The organism is Balnearium lithotrophicum (genome assembly GCF_900182585.1).
GTDB lineage: Bacteria > Aquificota > Aquificia > Desulfurobacteriales > Desulfurobacteriaceae > Balnearium > Balnearium lithotrophicum.
This window is the reverse complement of record NZ_FXTM01000033.1, coordinates 1-9,087: the sequence shown is the minus strand read 5'-3', so window position 1 is coordinate 9,087 and position 9,087 is coordinate 1. Positions and strand designations below refer to the sequence as shown.

At 43.2% G+C, this 9,087-nt stretch carries 13 protein-coding genes; 7 read left to right on the top strand and 6 right to left on the bottom strand.

Annotated elements, in window-relative coordinates:
- Nucleotides 1-198: 198 nt before the first annotated feature.
- From groES to FN732_RS09050, 4 genes are all read left to right on the top strand, one after another.
- Nucleotides 199-489, top strand: a complete 291-nt coding sequence (groES, locus tag FN732_RS09065; protein WP_142936229.1) for a co-chaperone GroES — start codon at nt 199-201, stop codon at nt 487-489.
- A gap of 26 nt (nt 490-515) precedes the next feature.
- Nucleotides 516-2,159: a chaperonin GroEL gene (groL, locus tag FN732_RS09060; RefSeq protein WP_142936228.1), complete on the top strand. Its 1,644-nt coding sequence runs from the start codon at nt 516-518 to the stop codon at nt 2,157-2,159.
- Nucleotides 2,160-2,309: 150 nt separating this feature from the next.
- A complete protein-coding gene (gene rpe / locus FN732_RS09055) occupies nt 2,310-2,966 on the top strand; it encodes a ribulose-phosphate 3-epimerase (RefSeq protein WP_142936227.1) in 657 nt (218 codons plus the stop codon).
- An 11-nt stretch (nt 2,967-2,977) separates the two neighbouring features.
- Nucleotides 2,978-3,928 (top strand): ribose-phosphate diphosphokinase, encoded by a 951-nt coding sequence (locus FN732_RS09050; protein WP_142936226.1) that lies wholly within the window; start codon nt 2,978-2,980, stop codon nt 3,926-3,928.
- Here FN732_RS09050 and FN732_RS09045 read toward each other — a convergent pair.
- Both FN732_RS09045 and FN732_RS09040 read right to left on the bottom strand, forming a co-directional pair.
- A complete protein-coding gene (locus FN732_RS09045) occupies nt 3,918-4,463 on the bottom strand; it encodes a prepilin-type N-terminal cleavage/methylation domain-containing protein (protein ID WP_185954311.1) in 546 nt (181 codons plus the stop codon). The genes FN732_RS09050 and FN732_RS09045 overlap by 11 nt on opposite strands.
- Nucleotides 4,438-4,764, bottom strand: a complete 327-nt coding sequence (locus FN732_RS09040; RefSeq protein WP_142936224.1) for a prepilin-type N-terminal cleavage/methylation domain-containing protein — start codon at nt 4,762-4,764, stop codon at nt 4,438-4,440. The genes FN732_RS09045 and FN732_RS09040 overlap by 26 nt, the downstream gene beginning before the upstream one ends.
- Before the next feature lie 52 nt (nt 4,765-4,816).
- Here FN732_RS09040 and FN732_RS09035 point away from each other — a divergent pair, with 52 nt between their 5' ends.
- The gene (locus FN732_RS09035; RefSeq protein WP_142936223.1) at nt 4,817-5,551 is read left to right on the top strand and encodes a pyridoxine 5'-phosphate synthase; all 735 of its coding nucleotides are present in this window, start codon (nt 4,817-4,819) and stop codon (nt 5,549-5,551) included.
- Nucleotides 5,551-5,919, top strand: a complete 369-nt coding sequence (acpS, locus tag FN732_RS09030) for a holo-ACP synthase (protein WP_142936222.1) — start codon at nt 5,551-5,553, stop codon at nt 5,917-5,919. The genes FN732_RS09035 and acpS overlap by 1 nt, the downstream gene beginning before the upstream one ends.
- Here acpS and FN732_RS09025 read toward each other — a convergent pair.
- The 4 genes from FN732_RS09025 to aroC form a co-directional block, all read right to left on the bottom strand.
- On the bottom strand, nt 5,897-6,319 hold the full coding sequence (locus FN732_RS09025) for a bacteriohemerythrin (RefSeq protein ID WP_142936221.1): 423 nt from the start codon (nt 6,317-6,319) through the stop codon (nt 5,897-5,899). The two genes, acpS and FN732_RS09025, sit on opposite strands and share 23 nt — an antisense overlap.
- A 124-nt stretch (nt 6,320-6,443) precedes the next feature.
- Nucleotides 6,444-6,677, bottom strand: a complete 234-nt coding sequence (gene acpP / locus FN732_RS09020) for an acyl carrier protein (protein WP_142936220.1) — start codon at nt 6,675-6,677, stop codon at nt 6,444-6,446.
- Nucleotides 6,678-6,729: 52 nt separating this feature from the next.
- Nucleotides 6,730-7,458, bottom strand: coding sequence for a 3-oxoacyl-[acyl-carrier-protein] reductase (gene fabG, locus FN732_RS09015; protein ID WP_142936219.1), 729 nt, complete (start codon nt 7,456-7,458; stop codon nt 6,730-6,732).
- Nucleotides 7,459-7,468: 10 nt separating this feature from the next.
- The gene (gene aroC / locus FN732_RS09010; RefSeq protein WP_142936218.1) at nt 7,469-8,644 is read right to left on the bottom strand and encodes a chorismate synthase; all 1,176 of its coding nucleotides are present in this window, start codon (nt 8,642-8,644) and stop codon (nt 7,469-7,471) included.
- Between the two features lie 141 nt (nt 8,645-8,785).
- Between aroC and FN732_RS09005 the strand changes: the two genes are divergently transcribed.
- Nucleotides 8,786-9,087 (top strand): helix-turn-helix domain-containing protein (locus FN732_RS09005; RefSeq protein WP_142933554.1); only part of this gene is annotated, 302 nt, incomplete at its 3' end.

Below are 9,087 nucleotides of genomic sequence, written 5' to 3'. Positions count from 1 at the left end.
GCCTCATCAAGGTCTTGGTTATAAGACTCCAGTAGAGAAGTTTGAGGAATATATTAAAAAACTCCAGGGTGTCCACCATGTATTGAACGAGAACAACCACTTGACACTCCAGAGAGCAGTGTATAACTTTATTGACAGCAATTAGCACTCACTAATGGTGAGTGCTAAAAACAAAACCAAAGGGAAGAGGAGGGCGAGATGAAGTTAAAACCACTCTACGATAGGGTAGTCGTTAAGAAAATTGAGGTTGAGCAAAAGACAAGTGGAGGAATCATCCTTCCTGACACAGCTAAGGAGGAATCTCAAATAGGAGAAGTTATTGCCGTTGGAGAGGGAAAACTCCTTGATAACGGTGAAATTAGGCCTTTAAAAGTTAAGGTTGGAGACAAGGTTCTATTCAGCAAGTATGCCGGAAACGAAATTAAACTCGATGGAGAAGAACTCCTTGTCATCAGAGAAGAAGACATCTTGGCAATCGTTGAAGACTAATTAAAACTGAAAGAGGGAGGTGAGAGATGGCTGGAAAGGAAATAATTTTCAGCAATGAAGCAAGGCAGAAGATAAAGGCAGGTGTAGATAAACTTGCAAATGCAGTTAAGGCTACAATGGGACCTGGTGGAAGGAATGTAGTTCTTGAGAGGAAGTTTGGTTCTCCACTTGTAACAAAGGACGGTGTTACAGTAGCTAAGGAAATTGAACTTCCAGACCCTGTTGAAAACATCGGAGCTCAACTTGTAAAAGAGGTAGCTCAAAAGACTGCCGATAAGGCAGGTGACGGTACAACAACAGCTACAGTTCTTGCTCAGGCTATCTACGCCGACGGACTCAAGTTCGTAACAGCTGGAGACAACGCAATCGAGGTTAAGAGGGGAATCGACGAAGCTGTTAAGGTAATTGTTGACGAGATTAAGAAGATTGCTAAGCCTGTTGAAACAAAGGAGCAGATTGCTCAGGTAGCTACAATTTCTGCAAACTACGACAGGGAAATTGGTGAGCTCATTGCAGAGGCTATGGATAAAGTTGGAAAAGAGGGTGTTATCACTGTTGAAGAAGCTAAGGGACTTGAAACAACCCTTGAAGTTGTTGAAGGTATGCAGTTTGATAGGGGATACCTATCTCCATACTTTGTAACTGACCCTGAAAAGATGGAGTGTGTTCTTGAGAATCCATACATCCTCATCTACGGTAAGAAGATAAGCAACATTAGGGAGCTCCTACCTGTACTTGAAGCAGTAGCAAGGGAAGGAAGACCTCTCCTAATAATTGCTGAGGATGTAGAGGGAGAAGCCCTCGCAACTCTCGTAGTAAACAAGCTACGTGGAACACTTCAAGTTTGTGCAGTTAAGGCTCCTGGATTTGGTGAAAGAAGAAAGGCTATGCTCCAGGACATTGCAATCCTCACAGGAGGAACAGCTATTCTTGAAGACCTTGGAATTAAGCTTGAAAACGTTACATTAGATATGCTTGGTCAAGCTGATAAGGTTGTTGTTGATAAGGAGCACACAACAATCATCGGCGGTAAAGGTAAGCCTGAGGACATTGAAGGAAGAATTAAGCAAATCAAGGCTGAACTTGAAAAGGCTACATCTGAGTACGACAAGGAAAAACTCCAAGAGAGACTTGCCAAACTTGCAGGTGGTGTAGCAATAATCAAAGTTGGTGCTGCTACAGAGGCTGAACTTAAGGAGAAGAAAGCTCGTGTTGAAGACGCCCTCCACGCTACAAGGGCAGCAGTTGAGGAGGGAATTGTTCCTGGTGGTGGAACAGCTCTACTTGCTGCATCAATGAAGTTAGATGACCTTATAAAAGAGCTTGATGAAAAAGGTGAAATTGACAAGAAGCACGGAGTAGAGATTGTTAAGAAGGCCGTAGAATCTCCTCTAAGGCAGATTGCAGATAACGCAGGATATGCAGGACAGGTAATTGTAGAGAAAGTTAAGGAGTTCATTAAGGAAAAGGGCGTAGAGTGGGGATTCAACGCAAGGAAAGGAGAATTTGAAAACCTTGTAGAGGCTGGAGTAATTGACCCTGCTAAAGTAGAGAGAATTGCCGTTCAAAATGCTGCATCTGCAGCTGGACTCCTCCTGACAACAGAGGCTGCTGTTACTGAAATTCCCGAAAAGGAAGAGAAGAACGTACCACCAATGCCTGAATACTAATAGATAGGAGCCCTTCGGGGCTCCTTTTATTTAACTCTCCAAAAAATTCCCTCCTAAAAACCTCCCTTTGAACAATCCCTCCAAAACTGTAAATTCCTGTAAATCCTCCAAAATCTTGATAAAATTCCCCCCAGAAAATCTGGAGGTAGAATGCCACTTTTAGCACCGTCGATTCTCTCTGCAAACTTTGCCTGTCTTGAAAGGGACATAAAAGAGGTTGAAAGGGAAGGAGCTGACCTTCTCCACGTTGATGTTATGGATGGAAGGTTCGTTCCAAATATTACTATAGGAATACCAGTCGTTGAATCTATAAGGAAGGTAACAGAGCTCCCCTTGGACGTTCACCTTATGATTGTTGAACCTGAAAAGTACGTGGAGGAATTCATAAAGGCTGGGGCAGATTGGATTTCCTTTCACTTCGAGGCTGCAGTTCACCACCACAGAATTGTTGAGAAAATAAGAGAACTTGGAGCAAAGGCGGGAATAGTTTTAAATCCCTCAACTCCCGTATCCTTTTTGGAGGAAATCCTTCCCTTTTTAGACTTCGTCCTAATTATGTCCGTTAATCCGGGATTTGGAGGTCAGAAGTTCATACCAACATCCTTAAGAAAAATTGAGAAACTGAGGGAGATGAAGGATAATCTCAATCCGGACCTACTGATAGAGATTGATGGAGGAATAAAACCGAGCAACGTTGAACCGGTTTTAAGGGCAGGAGCAGAGGTCATTGTTTCTGGTTCTGGGGTCTTCAAGGGCAGTATTTCAGAGAACATAAGGGCATTCAAGGAAAAGTTCAAATCCCTTTAAGGAGAGGAAGGATGAAACAGGTCAAACTCATGACCGGAAATTCAAATCCAGAACTTGCAAAGAAGGTGGCTGCAAAGATTGGAATTCCCCTTGCAGATGTAACCGTTGGAAGGTTCAGCGATGGTGAAATTCAGGTCGTAATCAACGAAAGTGTGAGGGACTGTGACGTATTTATCATTCAATCCCTGTGTAGACCTGCAAACGACAACATAATGGAGCTCCTGATTCTTGCCGATGCCCTCAAAAGAGCTTCAGCTGGAAGGATAACGGCAGTTATTCCGTACTATGCCTACGGGAGACAGGACAGGAAGGTAAACCCGAGGGACCCAATCAGTGCAAAGGTTGTTGCAGATGTAATTATGACAACGGGAGTCAACCACGTTGTTGTAATTGACCTTCATGCCAAACAGGTCGAGGGATTTTTTGACATACCTGTTGACCACCTTGAAGCAAGGCCCGTTATAGCCGACTACTTTTTAAGGCAAGGAATGGGTGGTGAGGACACAGTTGTTGTTTCCCCGGATATTGGAGGGGTTGCAAGGGCGAGAAACTTTGCAAAGGTCTTAGGCTCACCAATAGCAATAATTGATAAGAGAAGACCAAGGCCAAACGTTTCAGAGGTTATGAACATAATAGGTGAGGTAGAAGGTAAAAGGGCAATCATAGTTGATGACATAATTGACACAGCAGGAACAATTGTTAATGCTGCGAGGGCAATCAAGGAGAAGGGAGCTCTTGAAGTCTATACAGCCTGCACCCATCCTGTCTTTTCAGGTCCGGCCATTGAAAGACTTACAGGAGCCATCAAGGAAGGTTTTATAAAAGAGGTTGTAGTTACAGATACAATCCCTCTGAAGGAGGAGTTTGAGGGAATTAAAGTTCTAACAGTTGCAGGAATGCTTGCAGAGGCAATAAGGAGAATCCACTACGGTGAATCCATAAGCCAGATGTTCAACTTCTAATTTTAAAAACGAGGGGGAGTTCTCCCCCCTTATTCAGTTTAAGAACAATCTTTAAAAGATTGGTATCAACTCCCTTCACCCAATCTCCTCCAGAAAGTCTGTAAACTTCAAATTCCTTAACTCTTGAAGTTACAGGAAAATCAATTCCAGAGGTCTCAGAGTTTATTCTGTACTCACTCCTAATTAACCAGTTTTCCCTTTCGTTTTTGTAAAGCCAGTACTTTACCCTGCAAACTCCCTTAAAGTAGTAACAGTTCTCCGTAAAAAACTCCAACCACCTGACGTTTCCATCCGTATCCCTAACTAATTGAGGAGAACCGTAGGATGTATTTATTGAATTAAAGTCCCTCAAAAAGAGGTAGAAGATGGAAGGAATGAACGACTGGAGTTCCGCATTCTCAGAGGCAGACCTTCCGGCCTTTTCAATAAAGTTGAAAAAACTGTAACTAACAACTAAAACAAAGGCCGAAATTCCGACAGCTAAGAGGAGCTCCAAAAGCGTAAATCCCTTATCTAACCTCGTAGACCTCTGCAAGTTTTCCCCTGTCCTCCGTTCCTGTTTCAACCTTTGTAACTCTAAAACCCATAAGCTCTTCAAAGTCCTGATTGACTTCAACTGTACAGTTTAGAATATCAACTTTTCTATCGTTAAAGCTCTTTCCCCCGTAGAGTATTTCATTTATGGAGTTGTGAGCTACAACTGACGATAGAGTTGTCTTGAAGAGAAGGTCTGTGGTATCAACAATTTTTCCTGCAAAGGCAATGAACGTTCCAAATGCAAAGCCGACTATCGCAACGGCAACAAGAACCTCTAAAAGTGTAAATCCCTTTTTCATCTTTTCTCCGTCAGACTATTTTATACTTAAAAACAAAAATTTGGAGAGAAGTATGAGGAAGAAGATCAGATTGGGAGTGAACATAGACCACGTGGCAACTGTTAGAAATGCAAGAAGAACTTTTGAGCCCGACCCCGTTCATGCAGCAGTAATTGCAGACCTTGCAGGAGCAGACCAGATAACACTCCACGTTAGGGAGGATAGAAGACACGTAAACGAAAGGGACTTAAAGACCATTAAAGAAGTTATTCACTCTAAAGTCAACCTTGAAATGGCACCGACTGATGAGATGGTTGAGATAGCCCTTTCTGTAAAGCCACACCAAGTTACCCTCGTTCCAGAGAAGAGGGAAGAGGTTACAACAGAAGGTGGATTGGATGTCCTTTCTCAAAAAGAAAGGATTAAAGAAGTAGTGGAAAGGCTAAAAAATGGTGGAATTACTGTAAACATATTTATAGACCCTGACAAGGAGCAGATTAAAGCTGCTTCTGAGATTGGAGCGGATGCCGTGGAACTCCACACAGGAGCCTACGCAGAGGCCTTTGCTGAAAACAACGAGGAGAAGGTTGGGGAGGAACTTGAAAGGCTGAAGGAAGCTGCTAAGTTTGCAAAGGGTTTAGGATTGAGGGTGTACGCGGGTCACGGCTTAACCTACAAAAATGTAAAAAAAGTTGTAGAAATTCCAGAAATTGAGGAGCTCAACATAGGACACTCAATAGTTGCAAACGCTGTTCTCCTTGGCTTAAAGGAGGCGGTAGAAAAAATGATTAAACTGATTAATAAATAATGATTGTTGGAATAGGAATAGACATCGTTTCTGTTAAAAGAATTAAGGATACTTACGAGAGATTTGGTGATAGGTTTATAAAAAAGGTATTTCCTGAGGGAATTGACTACTGTTTCAAAAAGAGAAAGGGAGAACTCCACGGGTGTATCGCAGCGAGGTTCGCCCTAAAAGAGGCCACTATAAAGGCACTATCCCAAGTTGGCATACAGGTCGGTTTTAAAGACGTTTCCGTTTTAGGAGGAGGGAGGAGGATTAAGCTAAAGTTGAGAAAGGAAATAGAGGGGAAGGAGCTCCTATTCTCCATTTCCCACGAGAGGGAGTTTGCAGTAGCAGTCGTCAACGTTGTTAAACGGGAATTCCACCCATAACTCTTAAAAGCCATCCAGCAGTAACTGTATCCATTGTTAGGATGTGTTCCTCTATCCAGGGCTTAAAGGTATTTTCAAAGTAGTCAATGAGAATTTCCGGATTTTTCTCTTTTCTCCACTTTTTCCTTAGGTTGTAGAGCTCTTCAAGAACCCTCCTATGCTCACCAGAGTGGCAGTCGTATGCAAAGAAGTAGGCTTTTCTCATAAGGTCTTCTTCATAGGCAAAGTGCTCCTCAACGTCCCTTATGAAGGCCTCAAAGAGCTTATCTATTTCCTCTAAACTACTTCCCGATTTAAGTGAGTCATAGAGCTCATTTAGAATATCAAGCTCCTTTTCATGAACAAAGTTCATTCCCTGATAACCAACCTTTGGTAAGTCTTCTTTTCTGATTAAAGCCATAAATAACTCCTAAACTGTGGTTTAAGCTAAAAGTAGGTGGATTTAGTTGGAAAGGGTTTGAGTTAAGTCAAAATTAAAAAGCCCCGAGAAGGGGCTTTCATTTGGTATCAAAAGAGATTGAAAATTAGAGGTGGCTCTTGATGTACTCTATTGCGTCTCCAACGGTTTTAATGTTCTCTGCATCCTCGTCGGGAATCTCAATTCCAAACTCCTCCTCAAGAGCCATGACGAGTTCAACTGTATCAAGGGAATCTGCTCCAAGGTCTTCAATGAATGATGCATCAGGAGTAACTTCATCTGGGTCAACACCCAACCTATCCGCTATGATTTCCTTTACCTTTTCTTCAATGTTTTCCATTTCAACCTCCCGTTAAGTTTTAATTGTCAAATCTGGAATTATAATCTCAGGATTAAAAAAGTCCACCGTTTACGTGAATTACAGTTCCTGTAATGTAGGAGGCCATATTAGAAGCCAAGAAGAGGCAAACATCGGCAATCTCCCTCGGCTCTCCTTCCCTCCTTAGAGGAATTGACTTTAGGAGCTCCTCCTTAATTTTATCGGGAATGGACTTTGTCATGTCCGTAGTTATGTAACCTGGAGCTACACAGTTTACACGAATTCCCCTTCCTCCCAACTCCTTTGCCAGCGACTTTGTAAAGCCCACGAGGGCCGACTTTGTAGCAGAGTAGTTAACCTGCCCGACGTTTCCGGTAAAACCAACAACAGATGAGATATTTATGATGTTTCCTTTCCTCTTTTTCACCATTGACGGAACGACAGCCCTTGTAACGTTGTAAACGCCGTTTAGGTTGGTATCGGTGACCCTGTCCCAATCCTCATCCTTCATTCTAATAAACAGGGTATCCCTCGTAATACCTGCATTGTTTATAAGGACATCTATCCTCCCTTCCAATTCAAGAATCTCACTTACTACTCTTTTTACCTCCTCTCTGTCCGTAACGTCCATCTTAAATCCATTCACGCCAATCTCTTCTGCAGCTGTTTTAGTTCTCTCATCGTTCGTTCCTGTTATATAAACCTTCGCCCCGACACTTTTAAACCTCTCTGCTATTGCCCTACCTATTCCCCTCGTTCCTCCGGTAACCAAAACGACAGAATCCTTTAGCTCCTCAAACACCTTCAACCTCCTAAAAGTTTTTAACTTCTCTCCTGTAGAGCTCCCAAGCTACCTTTAGTCTATCAAAGTTTGAGGACGGAAACTCCTCAAGTACTGCCGAAAGTAGGGTTATTGCAACCATTGACTCAGCAACAACAGAAGCTGCAGGAACGGCACAGACGTCGGAACGCTCAATTGATGCCTCAAACGGCTCCTTAGTTTTAATATCAACACTCCTTAATGGACTGTAAAGTGTAGGTATGGGCTTCATAACGGCCCTCAGGACGATGGGCTCACCGTTTGTCATACCACCTTCCAATCCCCCTGCCCGATTTGTCTCCCTGTAGAATCCCCTACCTTCAGAGTAGAAAATCTCATCGTGAACGAAAGAACCTGGTAGTCTTCCTGCCTCAAAGCCTGCTCCAAACTCCACCCCCTTTATGGCCTGTATTGAAACAACAGATTGGGCCAACCTTCCATCCAACCTCCTGTCCCACTGGGTATGGCTTCCTATCCCTGGGGGTAAACCCAAGGCAAAGACCTCAAAAATTCCGCCCAAACTCTCCCCAGACTTCCTTGCAGAGTCAATCTCCCTCTTAAACTCCTCCTCAAGTGAGGGGTCTAAAACGGGAATTCTCACCTCAGACCTTTCAGCATTCTCAAACCTCTCCTTGAACGGAAGGTCCTCATAGAGCTCCTTTGGAACTCCAACCCTCCCTATGGAGACTACGTAACTTCCAATCTCTACGCCCAACTCCCTTAAAACGTTCTTACAGAGGGCTCCGGCTGCAACTCTCCCTGCAGTTTCCCTGGCTGAGGACCTCTCAAGGACGTTCCTAACGTCGTTAAATCCGTACTTCAGAACCCCGGAAAGGTCTGCATGTCCGGGGCGGGGTCTTGTTACCTTTCTATCTTCAGGGAGCTCCCCAGGTTCAGATTTCATAATATCTTCCCAGTTCTTGTAGTCCCTGTTCCATACTGCCATTAGAATAGGACTTCCCAAAGTTCTACCCAACCTTACACCCGACAAAAAGTCAACTCTGTCCCTTTCAATTTTCATCCTTCCTCCCCTGCCGTACCCCCTTTGGCGGCGGGAGAGCTCCCCGTTTATAAATTCAAAATCTATCTGAAAGTTTGCCGGAATTCCCTCCAAATAGGCAAATATCCCCTTTCCGTGGCTCTCTCCGGCTGTGAGGAATCTCAGCATTCTTACCTCCTACGGTTGACATGACTAATTGTGAAGCCTATTTTACCTTTTGTCTGTGCGCCCGTAGCTCTGTTGAAGTTCAGAAAGAAGGTGGACACCCTAAAATAAGATTTGAACTCCAACAAAAGGAGGTGTCCACCAATGAAACAATTAAAGAAATTCAAAGGAACATCCCTGCACATATCAAATACACCCTTCAAAAAAACAATCAAAAGAGGAACGAAAATCAAAACCAAACTCGACCTAACAAAAGACCCAAACGTGAGAAAAAGACTTAAATGGATTCAACACTACGAAAAACACCAAAATGCAAGACTAACCTGCAGATACTTCGGAATAAGTCCAACTACCTTCTACAAATGGAAAAATAGATACAAAAAGTACGGTTTAGAAGGCCTCAAAGACAGAAACAAAAGACCCCACAGAGTAAGACAACCTCAGAT

Bases quoted from the DNA above. Each gene is read 5' to 3' on its own strand.
- FN732_RS09025 (WP_142936221.1), bottom strand. From the start codon at position 6,319: ATGGCTTTAATCAGAAAAGAAGACTTACCAAAGGTTGGTTATCAGGGA.
- acpP (WP_142936220.1), bottom strand. From the start codon at position 6,677: ATGGAAAACATTGAAGAAAAGGTAAAGGAAATCATAGCGGATAGGTTG.
- FN732_RS09035 (WP_142936223.1), top strand. From the start codon at position 4,817: ATGAGGAAGAAGATCAGATTGGGAGTGAACATAGACCACGTGGCAACT.
- FN732_RS09040 (WP_142936224.1), bottom strand. From the start codon at position 4,764: ATGAAAAAGGGATTTACACTTTTAGAGGTTCTTGTTGCCGTTGCGATA.
- rpe (WP_142936227.1), top strand. From the start codon at position 2,310: ATGCCACTTTTAGCACCGTCGATTCTCTCTGCAAACTTTGCCTGTCTT.
- groES (WP_142936229.1), top strand. From the start codon at position 199: ATGAAGTTAAAACCACTCTACGATAGGGTAGTCGTTAAGAAAATTGAG.
- groL (WP_142936228.1), top strand. From the start codon at position 516: ATGGCTGGAAAGGAAATAATTTTCAGCAATGAAGCAAGGCAGAAGATA.
- aroC (WP_142936218.1), bottom strand. From the start codon at position 8,644: ATGCTGAGATTCCTCACAGCCGGAGAGAGCCACGGAAAGGGGATATTT.
- acpS (WP_142936222.1), top strand. From the start codon at position 5,551: ATGATTGTTGGAATAGGAATAGACATCGTTTCTGTTAAAAGAATTAAG.
- FN732_RS09050 (WP_142936226.1), top strand. From the start codon at position 2,978: ATGAAACAGGTCAAACTCATGACCGGAAATTCAAATCCAGAACTTGCA.